The organism is Paenibacillus sp. NPDC056722, assembly GCF_042790635.1.
In the GTDB taxonomy this organism is placed as follows: domain Bacteria; phylum Bacillota; class Bacilli; order Paenibacillales; family Paenibacillaceae; genus Paenibacillus_AQ; species Paenibacillus_AQ agri.
Map to the genome: position 1 here is coordinate 137,211 of NZ_JBHTYV010000005.1, position 17,316 is coordinate 154,526.

Annotated in this window: 19 protein-coding genes; all 19 read right to left on the reverse strand. The window is 49.9% G+C overall.

Annotation, left to right across the window (positions count from 1 at the left end; translation table 11 throughout):
• Nucleotides 1-24: 24 nt before the first annotated feature.
• Nucleotides 25-1,743 (reverse strand): phospho-sugar mutase, encoded by a 1,719-nt coding sequence (locus tag ACFRAM_RS14615; protein ID WP_379466463.1) that lies wholly within the window; start codon nt 1,741-1,743, stop codon nt 25-27.
• Between the two features lie 37 nt (nt 1,744-1,780).
• Nucleotides 1,781-2,203, reverse strand: coding sequence for a 3-hydroxyacyl-ACP dehydratase FabZ (gene fabZ, locus ACFRAM_RS14620; RefSeq protein WP_379466464.1), 423 nt, complete (start codon nt 2,201-2,203; stop codon nt 1,781-1,783).
• 295 nt (nt 2,204-2,498) lie between these two features.
• Nucleotides 2,499-2,726 (reverse strand): DNA-directed RNA polymerase subunit beta, encoded by a 228-nt coding sequence (locus ACFRAM_RS14625; protein ID WP_066379025.1) that lies wholly within the window; start codon nt 2,724-2,726, stop codon nt 2,499-2,501.
• Nucleotides 2,727-2,734: 8 nt separating this feature from the next.
• Nucleotides 2,735-3,556, reverse strand: a complete 822-nt coding sequence (locus tag ACFRAM_RS14630; RefSeq protein ID WP_175371458.1) for a flagellar hook-basal body protein — start codon at nt 3,554-3,556, stop codon at nt 2,735-2,737.
• Between the two features lie 12 nt (nt 3,557-3,568).
• On the reverse strand, nt 3,569-4,444 hold the full coding sequence (locus tag ACFRAM_RS14635; protein ID WP_379466465.1) for a flagellar hook-basal body protein: 876 nt from the start codon (nt 4,442-4,444) through the stop codon (nt 3,569-3,571).
• Between the two features lie 50 nt (nt 4,445-4,494).
• Nucleotides 4,495-5,493 (reverse strand): rod shape-determining protein, encoded by a 999-nt coding sequence (mreB, locus tag ACFRAM_RS14640; protein WP_379466466.1) that lies wholly within the window; start codon nt 5,491-5,493, stop codon nt 4,495-4,497.
• 216 nt (nt 5,494-5,709) lie between these two features.
• A complete protein-coding gene (gene spoIIID, locus ACFRAM_RS14645) occupies nt 5,710-5,997 on the reverse strand; it encodes a sporulation transcriptional regulator SpoIIID (RefSeq protein ID WP_019915029.1) in 288 nt (95 codons plus the stop codon).
• A 246-nt stretch (nt 5,998-6,243) separates the two neighbouring features.
• Nucleotides 6,244-6,984 carry a M23 family metallopeptidase gene (locus tag ACFRAM_RS14650; RefSeq protein ID WP_175371455.1) on the reverse strand — a complete coding sequence of 247 codons (741 nt, stop codon included), beginning with the start codon at nt 6,982-6,984 and terminating at the stop codon, nt 6,244-6,246.
• 60 nt (nt 6,985-7,044) lie between these two features.
• Nucleotides 7,045-8,172 (reverse strand): stage II sporulation protein D, encoded by a 1,128-nt coding sequence (spoIID, locus tag ACFRAM_RS14655; RefSeq protein ID WP_379466467.1) that lies wholly within the window; start codon nt 8,170-8,172, stop codon nt 7,045-7,047.
• Nucleotides 8,173-8,322: 150 nt separating this feature from the next.
• A complete protein-coding gene (gene murA / locus ACFRAM_RS14660) occupies nt 8,323-9,693 on the reverse strand; it encodes a UDP-N-acetylglucosamine 1-carboxyvinyltransferase (RefSeq protein WP_379466468.1) in 1,371 nt (456 codons plus the stop codon).
• Between the two features lie 207 nt (nt 9,694-9,900).
• Nucleotides 9,901-10,158 carry a DUF1146 family protein gene (locus tag ACFRAM_RS14665; RefSeq protein WP_066379048.1) on the reverse strand — a complete coding sequence of 86 codons (258 nt, stop codon included), beginning with the start codon at nt 10,156-10,158 and terminating at the stop codon, nt 9,901-9,903.
• A gap of 251 nt (nt 10,159-10,409) precedes the next feature.
• The gene (locus tag ACFRAM_RS14670; RefSeq protein ID WP_175371452.1) at nt 10,410-10,826 is read right to left on the reverse strand and encodes a F0F1 ATP synthase subunit epsilon; all 417 of its coding nucleotides are present in this window, start codon (nt 10,824-10,826) and stop codon (nt 10,410-10,412) included.
• Nucleotides 10,827-10,891: 65 nt separating this feature from the next.
• Nucleotides 10,892-12,292, reverse strand: coding sequence for a F0F1 ATP synthase subunit beta (gene atpD / locus ACFRAM_RS14675; RefSeq protein ID WP_175371451.1), 1,401 nt, complete (start codon nt 12,290-12,292; stop codon nt 10,892-10,894).
• A 163-nt stretch (nt 12,293-12,455) separates the two neighbouring features.
• Nucleotides 12,456-13,325, reverse strand: coding sequence for an ATP synthase F1 subunit gamma (gene atpG, locus ACFRAM_RS14680; protein ID WP_175371450.1), 870 nt, complete (start codon nt 13,323-13,325; stop codon nt 12,456-12,458).
• 241 nt (nt 13,326-13,566) lie between these two features.
• Nucleotides 13,567-15,078 (reverse strand): F0F1 ATP synthase subunit alpha, encoded by a 1,512-nt coding sequence (gene atpA, locus ACFRAM_RS14685; protein ID WP_175370372.1) that lies wholly within the window; start codon nt 15,076-15,078, stop codon nt 13,567-13,569.
• An 11-nt stretch (nt 15,079-15,089) separates the two neighbouring features.
• Nucleotides 15,090-15,641 (reverse strand): F0F1 ATP synthase subunit delta, encoded by a 552-nt coding sequence (locus ACFRAM_RS14690; RefSeq protein ID WP_175370373.1) that lies wholly within the window; start codon nt 15,639-15,641, stop codon nt 15,090-15,092.
• Complete coding sequence (gene atpF / locus ACFRAM_RS14695) at nt 15,638-16,126, reverse strand: F0F1 ATP synthase subunit B (protein ID WP_379466469.1); 489 nt, start codon at nt 16,124-16,126, stop codon at nt 15,638-15,640. Before atpF ends, ACFRAM_RS14690 begins: the two co-directional genes overlap by 4 nt.
• Before the next feature lie 98 nt (nt 16,127-16,224).
• Nucleotides 16,225-16,437, reverse strand: a complete 213-nt coding sequence (gene atpE / locus ACFRAM_RS14700; RefSeq protein WP_039877624.1) for a F0F1 ATP synthase subunit C — start codon at nt 16,435-16,437, stop codon at nt 16,225-16,227.
• A gap of 105 nt (nt 16,438-16,542) precedes the next feature.
• On the reverse strand, nt 16,543-17,310 hold the full coding sequence (gene atpB / locus ACFRAM_RS14705) for a F0F1 ATP synthase subunit A (protein WP_379466470.1): 768 nt from the start codon (nt 17,308-17,310) through the stop codon (nt 16,543-16,545).
• Between the last annotated feature and the right edge of the window lie 6 nt (nt 17,311-17,316).

The window sequence follows — 17,316 nt, forward strand, 5'->3', positions numbered from 1 at the left end:
AAATCCAATTTCTTGTTTTATTTCCTATTTCCCATCGACACGAGCCATAACCTGTTCGGACAGAGCTGCTATCTTATCCTTAGCATTCTGTAGCGATTCGCCCCGCACTGCAAAATAAACCTTGATTTTCGGTTCTGTGCCGGAAGGACGCAGACAGAACCAGGAACCATCAGCCAGCATATATTTAAGAACGTTTTCCTTCGGCAGTCCGTTCAGACCGAGAGAGAAATCGAGAATTTCACTGACAGCTGAGCCAGCAATTTCTTGTGGCGGATTGCTGCGCCAGTCACTCATAATGCCCTGGATTTGTGCGACACCATCTTTCCCTTTCAAAGTGCGTGATTCCAGGCTTTCCAGGAAGTAACCAAACTGCTCGTACAGCTCTTGAAGAACATCGTACAATGTTTTGCCTTGTGCTTTATAGTAAGCTCCAGCTTCAGCGATTAGCATAGCCGCCAGAACCGCATCTTTGTCGCGCGCATAGTTGCCGGCCAGGTATCCATAGCTTTCTTCATAGCCGAACAGATACGTGTACTCGCCGGATGCTTCGAACTGGGTCATTTTTTCCCCAATATATTTGAAGCCTGTTAATGTATTGAAAATGGTTGCACCATAGTGCTCAGCGACAGCAGCACCCATTTCACTTGTTACAACGGTTTTGACCACTGCACCATTCTTCGGAAGCTTGCCTTGCTCCTGCAGACGGCTCAGATAATAATGAATCATGAGCGCGCCGGACTGGTTACCGGACAACACGACGAACTTGCCTTCGTTGTCACGCACTACAGCACCCATACGGTCCGCATCAGGGTCTGTTCCGATCAGCAGATCAGCGTTCAGTTCTTCACCCAGCTTGATCGCCAGTGTAAAGGCTTCACGCTCCTCCGGATTCGGTGATTTCACCGTGGTGAACTCGGAGTCCGGCTGCTCTTGTTCCGGCACTACATGCACTTGGGTAAATCCGATTTTCTCCAGTACATGGCGAACAGGATGATTGCCTGTACCATGTAGAGGTGTGTATACGATTTTGAAATCACGGCCAAGCTTGGCTGCAATCTCCTCACGCGCTACACTGACCGCAGCAACGGTATCGGTGAAGGCTTCATCCTCCTTCTCACCCAGCCAATGCAGCAATCCTTGGCTCTCAGCCTCTTCTTGAGAAATACGTTTCACAGTATCGAAGGAGTCTACCTCCATTATGTAGGAAATGACCTTCTCCGCTTCATGCGGGACAAGCTGTCCGCCTTCAGAATTATATACCTTATAACCATTGTATTCGGGAGGGTTATGACTAGCCGTAATTACTACACCGCCGGTTGCCTGTAAGTGGCGAACACTGAAAGACAGCTGCGGAGTAGAACGCAGGGAAGGGTACAAGTAAGCTTCAATCCCGTTGCCTGCCAGCACCAGTGCTGTCTCTAAAGAAAACTCCGGAGAGAAACGACGGGAATCATGGGCGATGACGACAGAAGGACGGCCTTCTCCGGTGTGCTGCTCCAGGATATACTGAGCGAAGCCTTGAGTTGCTCTGCCTACCGTGTAACGGTTAATCCGGTTGCTGCCCGCACCAATAACGCCGCGCAGACCGCCAGTACCGAATTCCAGATCTCTGTAAAAACGTTCCTCAAGCTCCTGTGGGTCGTTCTCCAGCGCACGCAGCTCCGCCTTTGTAGATTCATCCACAGATGGATCTTGCAACCAGTTTTCTAGCGTTTCTGCAGCTTTCGGGCTTAATTGGGTCATATGAATCTCTCCTTCTCCATATATCATTTATAGGGTATCAATTCAATGCAAACATAATTTCTCCGGATGCAACAACCTTGCCATCCACTTTTGCCGTGGCCTGTCCCTTTCCGATGCTTCCCTTCAGGCGGGTAATCTCCACTTCAAGCACCAGGGTATCACCTGGAACTACCTGACCGCGGAAGCGGAAGCCGTCGAGCCCGGCCAAGAAGCCGATTTTGCCACGGTTAGCTTCAACACCCAAAATTGCCACTGCGCCCACTTGAGCCAGCGCCTCGGTGATCAGCACACCTGGCATAACAGGATATCCGGGAAAATGCCCTGCAAAGAAAGGTTCATTCACCGTTACATTTTTGATGCCTACTGCACGTTTGCCCATTTCTATCTCAGTAATTCTGTCCACCAGCAGAAATGGAGGCCGGTGGGGGATAATTTCCTGAATTTCATTAACATTCAACATTATGACAAAACTCCTTTCGGATGTACCGCGTGTTTACACTAGCTTGCAGCTGCAGCCTCGTACATAAATCATACTTTCTTAGGCCGGACTGCATAAACTCAGTCTGCTTCGGCAAAAACTATATTATCCTTCACCACCTGCAGAAGTGGAGGTTCAGATAAGGGGCTTTCTCCACCGTACGCGGCAGCCTGGTGGAGAGGGTCCTTTTTGTTCACTTAGTCCCCCATCATTATACATTTTCCAGTATAAAAAAGAAAACTCCCTTGTCAACAAGGGAGTTCCCACATTACTCCGGTCACGGAGCAAAAACCAGATCATAGACATGCTTCCATGTGCTCCACTGCAGCACATCACTGAATTCTTTTTTGCCTAATACAACATACCCGGCTACCAGCCCTCCTGCAAGGGCAGCCACCAGCAGCAATGGAATCAGAAACCACTGGATAATGGTCCACTTCCGCACGCCCCGCTTCTTCACCGGTGTACGTTCTTCTTCCTGCTTATCGTGATTCTGACGACTCATTACTTCACCTACCCACGCATGTTATTGGCCAGGCCAAGCATCTGGTCACTGGAGGACAAGGCCCGGGCGGCCAGCTGGTACGTGCGCTGAATCTTCATCAGCTCAGTCATTTCCTTGCTGAGATCCACGTTGGATTGCTCCAGCCAGCCAGAGCGCACCCCAACTGTCGCTGCCTCATTCGCAGCCCTCTGCACAAAAGCCTGCTGTGCTGTGATGCCATCCGCTAATTTATAATAGCTGCCGTCGATGGCTTGCAGTGCATCCTTGCTGAATGGCTCTGCAATCATGATTCGCGGACCCTCCGTCACAGGACCATCTTCCCGCTGCTTAGTAAGCACCTGTCCGGTCTCGTCAATCGCTGCAATAACGCCAGCGGGCACCGTAAGCGGGTTCCCCTGTGTGTCTAATACAGAATGACCCTGATTGTCCACTAGCAGCATATTCGCCGCATTATTGATATCCGGGGTAAAGTGAAAATCACCCTGGCGTGTATATACAGTATCTCCGTTCACCTGAATACCGAATACTCCGTTCCCTTGAAGAGCCAAGTCTGTCGGATTCCCCGTCTCTTTCAAGGGGCCTTCTTCCCAATTGTTTGCAACCTGAGACATACGCACCCCAAACCCAATATTGAAGCCAAGCGGTGTATTTCGTCCCGGCTGGTTATAATCGGGCGATTGCTGTTGTACACGGGTCAATACATCCTCAAAGGAGCCCTGTCTGCCCTTGTAACCAACTGTATCTACATTCGCGACGTTATCGGCAATAACATCCAGACGTTTCTGAAGACTGGACATGGAGACCGCTGCACTGATTGTTGAGTTATTCATGAATCAATCCTCCTATACCCTGCCAACTTCATTAACGGCCTTCTGCAGGCTGCTGTCGTAGAACTGGATAACCTTCTGATTCGCTTCATATGCCCGGTAAGCAGCGTTCAGATCTACAGTCACCTGAGTTGCATCCACATTGGAGTTCTCCAAAAAGCCCTGACGAACCTTCAGGTTATCTCCATTGTTCGCAAACCGGATACCGGCAGTGTTGACATCCTCCGCATGAAATACACCATTACCATCACGCACCAGCTCCTGGGGTCTGGTGATGACACTGACGCCAATCTTCGTCCCCGAAGGCTGTCCTGTTCTAGGGTCCAGCAAATTGCCCTGCCCGTCCACTTTAAGGTTGTCCTGCGGTTCTGTCAAGACCAGCGGGTTGCCTTGATCGTCCAGCACCTTGAACCCGCCTGCACTAAGCACATTGCCCGTCGGAGTAACCGTGAAGCTGCCGTTGCGTGTATAGAGATTGTTGCCGTCATTATCCTGTACAGTAAAAAAGGCTTGGGGACGGTAGATTACCTCTCCTTGGGGACTGGTATACTTGCCTGATCCGTCAAACGTAATGTTCTCGCCTGTAACGGGGTCCGCAACTTGTAAATTCGTGTCCAGTGCAAAATCAACCGGTTTGCCGCTTTCAATCAAATCACCCTGCAAATATTGGGAAATCGATTGCTCTGCAAATACACCTGTGTTGACCCGTCCGATCGGCTTTGTCACGCCATTACTCATGGCGGAAATCAGCACATCAGGAAACGCATGGCTGACACTGTCAACCTGCTTGTACCCCGTTGTATTCAAGTTTGCGATATTCTGCGTTGCCGTATCATGCCGACGTTGTTGTGTAACCATGCCGGCAGCAGCCGTGTACAGTCCTCTTAGCATTAAAGGATGTCCCCTTCCTAGGTCTTCTTCTATCCTTTATTATCGGCTGCCTAGAACTTTTTCTTAACGACCTTGTCCAAATGATCCAGCATGATTCCCGTCCCTTTAACAACACAATGCATAGGATCTTCGGCAATCCAGACAGGTACGTGCAATTGCTCTGACAGCAGCTCGTCCAATCCATTCAGCATCGCACCGCCTCCGGTCAGAACAACGCCACGATCGATAATATCTGCTGACAGCTCAGGAGGTGTACGTTCAAGCACCGATTTGGCAGCAGCAACTATAGAAGAAACCGGGTCCCACAGGGCTTCCTGCACCTCGCTGGAGGATATGGTTAAGGTTTGGGGCAGTCCACTAACCATGTCACGTCCGCGGATATCAAGTTCCGCCTGCATGCCGCTTGGTCGTACTGTACCAATGGAGACCTTGATGTCCTCCGCGGTGCGCTCCCCGATCAACAGTTTATACTTTTGCTTAATATATTTTAAAATGGCATCGTCGAACTTGTCCCCTGCAACTTTAATCGAAGAGGCGGTAACGACGTCGCCCATGGACAATACGGCTACATCCGTCGTTCCGCCGCCAATATCGACGACCATGTTTCCACTTGGTTGATAAATATCCATTCCCGCACCGATCGCTGCGGCCTTTGGCTCTTCTTCCATGAACACTTCCTTGGCCCCACTGCGTTCCGCCGCTTCGCGAATAGACTTCTGCTCAACAGAGGTAATGTTCGTAGGCGCGCAAATCAGAATGCGGGGCCGTGCGTACCAACTGCGACCGCCCACACGGTCGATGAAATACTTGAGCATCATTTCCGTAATTTCAAAATCAGCGATAACCCCGTCCCGAAGTGGACGGATCGTCATGATATTCCCGGGAGTGCGGCCAACCATCCGCCGGGCTTGCTCTCCCACCGCAAGGACTTTCTTCGTATCACTTTCAAGCGTGACCACAGAAGGTTCATCCAGAACGACTCCCCTTCCTTTAACATGAATGAGCACATTGGCCGTGCCGAGATCGATTCCGATATCCTTGCTAAGCATAATGAAAGAGCCCCCAAAGTGTTATTTTAGAATAAATTAGAAATTATATAGACCAAACCAAAGAATGATACGTCCATTTTCGGTCCTACGAAAAAAGTAGGCAATTGGACTTATTTCCTTAGTTCAACATATATAGTACCAAATTTAAAAATACCATACTTTAGGGGATGTATACAATGCGTTAAAACTTAAATATTCCTTAAAATTCCGAAAATGTTATGGCTTTGACGCTACAGCAACCTCACGCTTTTTTCCAGTGGTCTTTTTATATTTAATCTTTGTGGCTTCTCCTCCCCGAAGATGTCGGATGGATTTGTGATATTCGAGAATGTGCTTCACCTGATCGGCCAGATCAGGGTTGATCTCTGGCAGACGCTCCGTCAAGTCTTTATGCACCGTGCTTTTGGAAACGCCAAATTCTTTGGCTATGGTTCGGACCGTGTGCCTAGTTTCCACGATGCAGCGTCCAATTTTGATCGTACGTTCCTTGATGTAGTCGTGCACGCTCCCGCCTCCCAACTGTGGATAGTTTGGTACATTATATGAGTGGCGGGCCTATATATTCGCGCTTTCAGGACATGACAAGCCTTGGGAGGCTCATTTTATTTGGTGGACAACCGTAAAACAGTGCACAATCGCTCCTGATTGTCCGTGTCAGCGGGCAATGATTACCGGGCCACTGTAGGGCTTGTAAAGTCCTGTACGCAAAAAAGCAGAGGGCACCTGGCCCCCTGCCTTTCGAAAAAATAATTATTTGCGCTCTGGCAGCAAATCGGAAGGATTCACAAGCTTGCCGTCTTCGTACACTTCAAAGTGAACATGATTGCCGAGCGTTTTCTCGACTTCATTGCGTCCGGCAGGAGCAAGAGTATCTCCTTGCTTGACCTCATCGCCTTGCTTCACCTTGGCTTCGCCCAGGCTTTGATATACTGTCTTCAAGTTGCCAGCAGAAGTAATTTCCACTACTGTACCGTTCACCGGATGATTCTCTACCCGAGTGACTTTACCGCTCAGTGCAGCCTTGACATCAAACGGCTTGTTGTCTTCACGGGCAATATCAATTCCCGTATTAGGCGTAAAGGTGTCGTTATATTGCACCATTGCCTCTACGTGATTCTCTTCAGTCCCGTTCTCGTCATAATACGGCTTGACCACTTCGATCTCGCCGGGATTGCTCACCGGCCAGGCAATGTCTTCAGCTGAAGCCACAACTTCCATGGCATCGGGATTTCCGTTTGCTGCAATCGCTTCGTCCGCTCCGGCTTCCTTGTTGACAACCGCGGCGGTGTCCTGAGTCAGCGGTTTAGTACCCGCGTCCTGATAGACCCACACCAAGGTTAGTATGATTGCCGCTGCCGCCGTGTAGACTGCCGGGAATACCCACCGCTTGGATAACAGTCTGTTCCATGAAGAAGGTTTCGCACCTGAATCTCCCTGCTTATTTTTGAGAGATTCATCATGGTTTGTTTTGTTTTTGTCTTGTTCATTCATAGTTTATCACCTCAGTAACCAGTGTTACCGGGCAATCTGCTTTTATACGTATCTTTCAAGTTATTTTTTCAAAAGAGTTGAGACTTGTGCAAAGTTGATCCCCGTATAGTAGTGTTTGAGAATTCGGGTCGCCGTTCCACCCTCTTTAGCCATCCCGTTCGCCCCCCACTGACTCATACCCACGCCATGTCCATTGCCATAGGTAGTGATCAGAATCTGGTCTCCCTTGCGCTTCCAAGTGAACTGGCTGGACCTTAGTCCCAGCTTTTCTCGTACTTCCCGGCCAGTGAACACCTGCCCGCCGATCGAAATCTCCTTGATCCGGTGCCCTGTTGTAAGAGACAACACTTCCATTGGCAACGCTGACGGGGAAGTGGTTCCGTCCTTGACGGACGCCGATAGATCCTTGATTGCCGGGACAGCTCCTTTACCCGCTCCCAGCTTGGATATCAGCTCCTGAACCGTGAACGTTGATGTTACTGCATAATTGGGGGTAATCTCTTTATCCCATGGACTGGCTACGCTGCGCAAATAGGGCACCGTTCCCTTCCAATACTCTTCTGAATTCTCGGTATATCCTCCACTGGAAGCAAAAAAAGAGGCTGTGATCGGCTGTCCGTTATACGTCATAATCACGCCACGGGTCTCCAGAACCGCGCGGTGGATTTTCTCCTGCTGAACTGGCGTAAAGTCCTGCTTCAGCTTCTTGGACGACACGTAAGCCTGATGGCTCACTGTGTCGGTAACATTCGCGCCCGGCACGGGCACGCCGCTGACGTCGCCGGCTACGAGGCGACGGGCAATAAAGGTGCGGGCCGCCACGGCCTGCGCTTTGAGCGCCTCCAGCTCAAAGTCCGCCGGCATCTCGGCGGCTACCACGCCGCTGACGTAGTCTTCCAGCGGCAGTGTCTCTATTTGTCCGCTGCGCGACAAATAGACAGAGATTTGCGGCTGCGGGACGTTCTCCGCAGCCGGGGCCTGCGCCGCCGGAGCCGCTGTGTGCTGCGGCGGTGCAGGCGGCGGGGTTTGGCCGTGCCGCGGTGTAACCACGGCCAGAGGCAGCAGCAGCGCCGCCAGGAGAGGCGCTGCCAGCCAAGCGACTGGCGCTAGGCGCTTCGCATACGGCGCCGCGCGCCGCAAAATGAGGCGCGGATTCTTCCAGCGCCGGGTGTAACGGGAATCTTTCATCTCTATGGCTCCTTCCTGTGCTTCACTGGCTGATTCTTATAGATATGAGTTTCGGCCAACTGCTAGAACAGGAATTGAGAGAAAGAGAGTCGGACAAAAAAGCCAAGTGGCAGGAACGCCACTTGGCTTATCTTTGCAAATTAGTGCGAATTATACCCAGGTCGGTTGAACTTGAAAACGGGGTTTCACTTCTTCGTTCTTGAAAGTCTCGCTTTTGGAAGCCTCCGTCTTAGCGACTTCTTCTTTCTCAGCAGCAGCGTCTTCCATGGAAATACGCCAGATATCCGCACCAAGTCCCGACAGCTTCTCCGCTAAATGAACATACCCACGGTCGATATGATGCGTTCCGGATACCTCTGTAGTTCCTTCAGCCACAAGACCTGCCAGAATCAACGCGGCTCCTGCACGCAAATCGGTAGCGCAGACTTTGGCGCCTACAAGGCGAGCATTGCCCGTAACGATTGCGGAGCGGCCTTCAATCTTGATCTCTGCATTCATGTTGTGGAATTCATCCACGTGCATGAAGCGGTTCTCAAATACAGTTTCGGTAACCACGCTAGTGCCTTCAGAGCGAAGCAGCAACGCCATCATTTGTGACTGCATATCTGTTGGGAAACCAGGATACGGCAGAGTCTTCAGATCAACAGCCTTCAGCGGCTTGTCGCTGATGACACGCACACCGTTCTCATCCGGAATAATGGTTACACCCATTTCTTCCATCTTCGCAATCACGGGTCCCAGGTGATCAGCAATGGCACCTTCTACATAAACATCGCCGCCTGTGATCGCTGCAGCAGCCATGTAGGTGCCTGCCTCGATACGGTCCGGAATAACATGATGCTTCACGCCATGCAGAGACTCAACACCTTCAATGCGAATCACGCCTGTGCCCGCGCCGCGAACGATAGCGCCCATTCCGTTCAAATAGTTGGCCAGGTCAACAATCTCAGGTTCCTTGGCCGCATTCTCAATTACGGTCACGCCTTCGGCAAGAGCTGCCGCCATCATTATGTTTTCGGTCGCGCCTACGCTGGCTACATCCAAATAAATCTTGGCTCCGCGCAGCCTTCCGTTACTTTTCGCTTCAATGTAGCCTTGGCCGAGACTGATCTCTGCACCAAGCGCCTCAAATCCTTTTAAATGCTGATCAATGGGACGAGTACCGATTGCGCACCCGCCTGGCAAAGAGATCCTTGTACGTCCCAATCGGGACAACAGTGGCCCCATTACTAGGAAAGAAGCACGCATTTTGCGCACCCATTCATAAGGTGCTTCACATGAGGAGATACTTCTGGCATCGACCTCAATAATATCGTTCTGGTATGTAACCCCTGCACCCAGAGATTCCAGCACTTTGCTAATCGTCATTACATCGTCAAGCGGAGGTGCGTCCACAATGACGCTAACTCCTTCTTCTGCCAATAAAGAGGCGGCTATGATCGGTAGTACGGAATTTTTTGCGCCGCTAACTTTCACGCTCCCGGTCAATCTGTTGCCACCGCGGACGATAAATTTGCTCATTTCGGTTTCCCTCCGCGTCCATTATTTCTCGAAATAAATGTTTTCATCTTAAATTTAAGTGCCACTGTCATATTATCGCATATTCCGTCATTTCATCCTGTTTTTCGAGTACATCCCTTAAAATTCAGTGTTGACATAATAAAAAGTTATTATTCGATATCTTACTGCAACTTATGGCCTACGAACTTATAACCAAACCCTTACATCTTAAAACATGTGGCGGATCTGCGAGCTCCAGCCCAGATAATCCAGCAGGAACCCAGCCACGAAGTGACCCAGAACAATCGCCAGTAACAAATGCAGCAGCCTGCTTTGCGGGCTCTTGGGATATCTTATGATGAGATCGAGCTTAAGGTTCTGCAAAGCCCACCAAGATAATACAACGCAGAGCAAAGATACAACCATTGAAACCAAACCGCTGCGGCCGATTGCGCTAGACAACTCCGCGGTCAACATTTCGTTCATGTTTACCCCCCGTGTAACCTTACTCGGAAATCGACTCTTATATCATACTTGCGTAGGTGAAAAGAATCCAGTACTTTTACAAATTTTTAAACAATATAGCTCCAATATCCTAGAATATCACCAGATGTTCACTTTAACAACCTCCATAAGACCTTAAATCATACTTTTTAAGTAGAATCCAGTAATTTACTCGCTGTCCAGCTGATAGATACAAAAAGGCGGCCAAGCCCATAAGCTTGACCGCCATACTGCTACTGTTGTCCTTTTCCAGTGGACACTTTGATCCGTGTAACGGCGCGTTGCAGCGCCAACTCCGCACGGCGATGATCAATATCGTCCTGCTTGCTAAGCGACTGCAAACGGCGCTGAGCCCGTTCTCTAGCCGCCTCGGCGCGCTCAACATCGATATCCTTAGGCAGCTCGGCACTTTCAGCCAGCACGGTTACCTTGTCTTTGTGCACCTCAACGAAACCGCCGTGTACGGCGATTGAGATCGTCACACCGTCCGCTTTAATAGACAGCGGAGCAACCTGGAGTGGAGTTACAAGCGGAATGTGTCCGGGCAAAATACCCAATTCGCCTTCTACCCCACGTACTGTCAGGCTGTTTACCTGTTTTGAGTAGACTAGACGATCCGGCGTGACAATTTCCAATAGAAAAGTGTTCACTTCCATTCCTCCTAAAAGCTTTACCATAGTAAAGCTTGCATCGAGAGCCTTAACTCAGCTCAGGGTTACAATGATTTCGCTTTTTCGACTGCTTCTTCAATCGTACCTACAAAGAGGAAAGCGGCTTCCGGAAGATCGTCATGCTTGCCGTCCAGAATCTCTTTGAAGCTGCGAACCGTTTCTTTAATCGGCACGTATTTGCCTTTAAAGCCGGTGAACTGCTCGGCCACGTGGAAAGGCTGAGACAAGAAGCGTTCCACTCTACGAGCACGGCCTACAATCACCTTGTCTTCCTCGCTAAGCTCATCCATACCGAGGATCGCAATGATGTCTTGAAGCTCGTTGTAACGTTGAAGCAACTGCTTCACGCCTTGAGCCACGTTGTAGTGCTCATCGCCAACAACTTCAGGTGCAAGAATCCGGGAGCTGGAAGCCAAAGGATCAACCGCTGGGAAAATCCCTTTCTCGGAGATTTTACGCTCCAAGTTGGTTGTAGCATCCAAGTGGGCAAACGCCGTAGCTGGAGCCGGGTCAGTATAGTCATCCGCAGGCACGTAGATAGCCTGAATGGAAGTAACGGAACCTTTTTTCGTCGAGGTAATACGCTCTTGCAATTGACCCATTTCGGTTGCCAGCGTAGGCTGGTAACCAACGGCAGACGGCATGCGTCCGAGCAAGGCGGATACTTCGGAACCCGCTTGAGTAAAGCGGAAGATGTTGTCGATAAAGAGCAGCGTGTCGCGGCCTTCCACATCACGGAAATATTCCGCCATGGTCAGACCAGTCAGTGCTACGCGCAGACGCGCACCCGGAGGCTCGTTCATCTGTCCGAACACCATCGCTGTTTTCTTGATAACGCCGGAGTCCGTCATTTCATGGTACAAGTCGTTCCCTTCACGAGTACGCTCGCCCACGCCCGCAAATACGGAGATACCACCGTGTTCTTGAGCAATGTTATTGATCAATTCCTGGATTGTTACGGTCTTACCTACACCGGCACCACCGAACAGACCGATCTTACCGCCCTTAGCATAAGGAGCAAGCAAGTCGATAACCTTGATTCCAGTTTCCAGAATTTCCGCTTGCGTGGACAATTCATCGAATGTCGGAGCCAAACGGTGAATCGGGTTCTTTTGCTCAGCTACGATCTCTGCACCGTTATCAATCGGATTTCCGAGTACGTTAAATACACGGCCCAGTGTCACTTCGCCAACAGGAACCGAGATTGGTCCTCCTTGGTCGATAGCTTCCAGCCCGCGTACCAGCCCGTCTGTAGTAGACATGGCGATACAACGCACCAGATTGTCACCCAGATGGTTGGAAACCTCAAGCGTCAAATCGATCTTGCGGTCATTCTCCAAGCTGGTCACAATTTTAATGGCGTTGAATATCTCGGGCAATTGGCCGCGTTCAAATTCAATATCCACAACCGGACCCATAATGCTTACAACGCGTCCTTTGTTCATCTTAGTTTCCCTCCTCGAAAGCTATTACATTAAGGAGAAACGACAGTGCCGTCCTTACAGAACTTACGCTCTAAAAGGCAGCGATACCGCGTATCGCTTATACGGCACCCGATTCTCGTAAAATATAAGCTAATGTTAAGTACTACTTAACACTCTATATATTTTAAGACTGCGCGTTTGCCCCGGCTACGATCTCGGTAATTTCCTGTGTAATTGCCGCTTGACGAGCACGGTTGTACGTAAGGGTAAGATCCCCGATCATCTTCGACGCATTCTTCGTTGCATTGCCCATCGCTGTCATCTTCGCACCCAGCTCACTGGCTTTGCCATCCAGTATTGCGCTATAAATCAGAGTCTCGGCATACTTCGGAAGCAGCACTTCCAAAACGCCCATAGGAGAAGGCTCGTATTCATAGTTCGCACTGGCTTCATGACTCTTTTTCTCGCTCACTGTTTCCATCGGCAGCAACCGATCAACGGTCGGAACCTGAGTGATGGCATTAACGAAACGGTTGTAGCATACATACAGCTCGTCAAAGTCACCATCTACGAACTTCTGAACAGACGAGTTGGCAATGGACTTGATGTCCGCAAACTTCGGTGTATCAGAAAGCTCGGTCACCGTCTCGATAATCGGGTACTCACGGCGGCGCAGGAAGTCACGGCCTTTGCGGCCAATAACAAACAACACATACTCGTCTTTCGACTTGTGGCGTTCTGCGATGAGCATAGTCACCTTACGCAAAATATTGGCGTTGTATCCACCAGCCAAACCTCTGTCCGAAGTAACGATTAGGTATCCTGTCTTCTTAACAGGACGGGAGATCAGCATGGGATGCTGAATACCATCCGAACCGGAAGCGATACTCGTAACGACCTCTTTCAGCTTCTCTGAATAAGGACGAGCAGCCTCGGCTTTCTCCTGCGCTTTTCTGAGCTTGGAGGCAGCTACCATCTCCATCGCTTTGGTAATCTGTCTGGTGTTCTTAACGCTTTTGATTTGACGTTTAATATCAAGCATGCTTCTTGCCATGATTTCACCACCTTAAAGCTTTGACGAAGTCAAAGCTATCTTCGTAAGCATCAACTTGGCTTTGACGAAGTCAAAGCTATCTTCGTAAGCATCAACTTGGCTTTGACGAAGTCAAAGCTATCTTCGTATGCATCAACTTTGAGCTTTGACGAAGTCAAAGCTCAATATCACTGAAATCATTCTATTAACAAGAGCTCTGCCAGCGTTGCCCAAGCAAGCGGAAGAGCCTTATAATCAAGGTTTAGCTGGTCGCGAAACCTTTCTTGAATTTCTCAATGGCTTCTTTCAATGCAGTCTCGTTATCCGCAGTCAGATCCTTCGTATCGGTGATAGACTTGAAGATCTCAGGAGCGCTGCTATCTACGAATGCCAAGAATTCTTTCTCGAAACGTCTAACGTCTTTGACAGGAATATCATCCAAATGACCTTTAACAGCCGTGTACAAGCTAACTACTTGATACTCAACGGACAGCGGTTGGTTAACACCCTGTTTCAGAATTTCCATCATACGGGCACCGCGGTTCAGACGGGCTTGTGTAGATTTATCGAGGTCGGAGCCGAACTGGGAGAATGCTTGAAGCTCACGGTATTGAGCCAAGTCCAGACGGAGCGAGCCCGCAACCTTCTTCATAGCCTTAATCTGTGCGGATCCCCCTACACGGGATACGGAGATACCGACGTTGATCGCAGGACGTTGGCCAGCGTTGAACAGGTCGGATTCCAGGAAGATTTGGCCGTCAGTGATCGAGATTACGTTCGTAGGAATGTAAGCCGATACGTCAGAAGCCTGTGTTTCGATAAACGGCAAAGCGGTTAATGAACCACCACCAAGCTCATCGCTAAGCTTCGCTGCACGTTCCAGAAGACGGGAGTGCAAGTAGAATACGTCACCAGGGAAAGCTTCACGGCCCGGTGGACGACGGAGCAGCAAGGACAACTCGCGGTATGCGGAAGCTTGCTTGGAAAGGTCATCGTAGATAACCAGTACGTGCTCGCCTTTGTACATGAAGTACTCACCCATTGCGCAGCCTGCGTACGGAGCGATAAAGAGCAATGGAGACGGCTCAGATGCCGATGCAGTTACAACGATGGTATATTCGAGCGCACCATGGCGGCGGAGAGTTTCCACTACCTGTGCTACTGTGGATTGCTTTTGTCCAATGGCAACATAGATACATTTCATACCGTTGCCTTTTTGGTTGATGATAGCATCGATTGCGATTGCGGTTTTACCGGTTTGACGGTCACCGATGATGAGCTCACGTTGTCCGCGGCCGATCGGCACCATCGCATCAATCGCCTTCAGACCTGTTTGCATCGGCTCATGAACCGATTTACGGTCGATAACGCCTGGTGCATTGTTTTCTACAGGACGGAATTCAGTGGTTGCAATTGGTCCTTTGCCATCCAGCGGCTGTCCAAGCGCGTTCACGACACGGCCCAGCAGGGCTTCGCCAACAGGAACCTGCATAATGCGGCCCGTACGCTTCACTTGATCGCCTTCACGAATTTCCGTATACTCACCCAGGATAACAACACCGACGTTGCTTTCTTCCAGGTTGAGTGCCATGCCTACTACACCGTTGGAGAACTCCAGCAATTCGCCTGCCATCGCGTTTTCCAGACCGTAGACACGGGCGATACCGTCGCCGACTTGAATGACGGTGCCAATTTCGGCAACTTCGATATCGGTTTTATATTGCTCAATTTGACTTTTGATCAAAGTGCTGATCTCTTCAGGTCTGATGCCCAATATCCTCACCCCTATCTTCTATGCTTATCGTTAAAAGATTTCTCGAGACGTTCCAGCTTGCCGGACAAGCTGCCATCATACAGCGTATCGCCGATAACAACCTTCAGTCCGCCGAGCACACTCTCATCAACCACGTTCTTCACACGGATCGTGCGGTTCACCAGTTGACCGAATTCGGCTGCTACCGCTGTCTTCTCATCTTCGCTAAGCGAATAAGCCGAGTATACAGTGGCATCTCCGATTCCGAGAGCGTCTCCTTCGATTTTGATATATGTTTCCAGCAGATCGGCAAAAATGTCGGTTCTGCCCCGAGATACAAGCAGTTCTACCGTGTTCAACACAGTCGGGGAAAGCTTGTCTTCAAGCACAGAACGCAGCACTTTCAGTTTGTCGGATTGCGAGATGCGCGGAGCCAGGATGAAGCGTTTCACTTCATGATCGTTATGAAGAACTTCGACTACCGTCTTGAGCTCCTCTTCAACCTGAAGCGTAATTCCTTTCTCTACCGCAGCGCTATACAGCGCTTTAGCATAGCGTCCCGCAACTACCGTATCGCGGCTCATGATCTGCCTCCTACCTCTTTGAGGTATTGATCAACAAGCTGCTCCTGTTCGCCGCTCGCGCTTACTTCTTTCTTGATCAGCTTGGAAGCAATCCGAACGGATGCTGTACCAATCTCGCTGCGAAGCTCTTCGACAGCTTTGTTCTTCTCGTTCTCGATATCCCGGACAGCCTCGTCCTTGATGCGAGAAGCTTCGGATTTGGCTTGCTCCAGAATCTTGTCCATTTGTTGATTGCTGGTGATCTGAGATTGCTGGATGATATTCTGAGCTTCCTGGCGTGCGTTGTTCAAAGCCTGCTTTTGCTCCTCCACATACGCGACCGCCTGCTCTCTGGTCTTCGCCGCCTCGTCCATTTGCTGCATTACTAGCTCGCGGCGCTTCTCCATTACTCCAAACAATTTACTGAACGCAAACTTGCTCAAGAGGAAATAAAGAATCACGAACGCTGCGATTGAAAAAACGATACTTGACCAAACGATATCCACTGAGGTCACTCCCTTCCATTACCGCGTCTTGCGGACGTATACAAAAGTAAGGCGCGGATGGCACCTTGCCCTCCCCGCCAAACCGTAGGTACGGTTTATTAAGAAAACATGATCAGGAATGCAATAACTGTTGCGGCCAAAGGAATAACCTCGACGATACCTACACCGATAAACATTGTTGTTTGCAGGGCGTTACGAGCTTCTGGTTGACGAGCGATGGATTCTACCGTTCTACTAACGATCATACCGTTACCAAGACCTGCGCCCAGTGCGCCCAAACCAACCGCGATTGCTGCTGCTAAAAATTCCATTTGTAAATATCCTCCTTTAATTTCGGTTCAAATTGTGTTTAATGATATAACTTATCTCCCGCGAAGGTAGTATCGGCGGCTGCCGTTTGTCTTCACGACAGCTCATTAATGTGCTTCTTCTTCGTGGATCGTCATCTGCGCGATATAGACCATCGTCAGAATCGTAAAGATAAACGCCTGCAGTGCGCCGACGAATATACTGAAGCCCTGCCAAACGGCCAGGAACGGTATACTGAGAATTCCAAGCTTCAGAATGACAGTGATCAGAACTTCACCTGCGAAGATATTCGCGTAAAGCCGGATTGCCAAAGCGATAGGCTTGGCCAAGTTCTCAATAATGTTGAGCGGCAGGAAAATCGGAAACGGCTCAATATAGTGCTTGAAATAATGCTTGCCGTTGAGCTTAATGCCCAGGTAGTTCATCAGTACAAACACGATAAGTGCTAGCCCCGCAGTGACATTGATATCCGCTGTCGGCGATTTGTACCACAGGATCTCAACGTGGTCGCCATGTGCAAGATTCTTCGTAGCTTCAATCACATGTCCGAATACTGTAACCGGCTCATGCGCCATAGTCACGACTGAAAACGGCAGTCCGAGCAAGTTGGATACGAAGATGAACAGGATTAACGTCAGCCCTAAAGATATGTAAGGCTTCCCTTTCTTCAGATCCATTGCACTTCCAATGACCCCCTGCACAAACTCCACAACCCATTCCATAAAGTTCTGTAGCTTGGAAGGATTCTCAACGGACAGGTTGCGAACTGACAGCATAACCAGAACAAATACCACTGTACAGCTGATCAGCAGCATCAGCACTACGGACAAGTCTATCGGAATTCCGCCTAGCACGATTTTCGGCATAGCATGCATAGCATC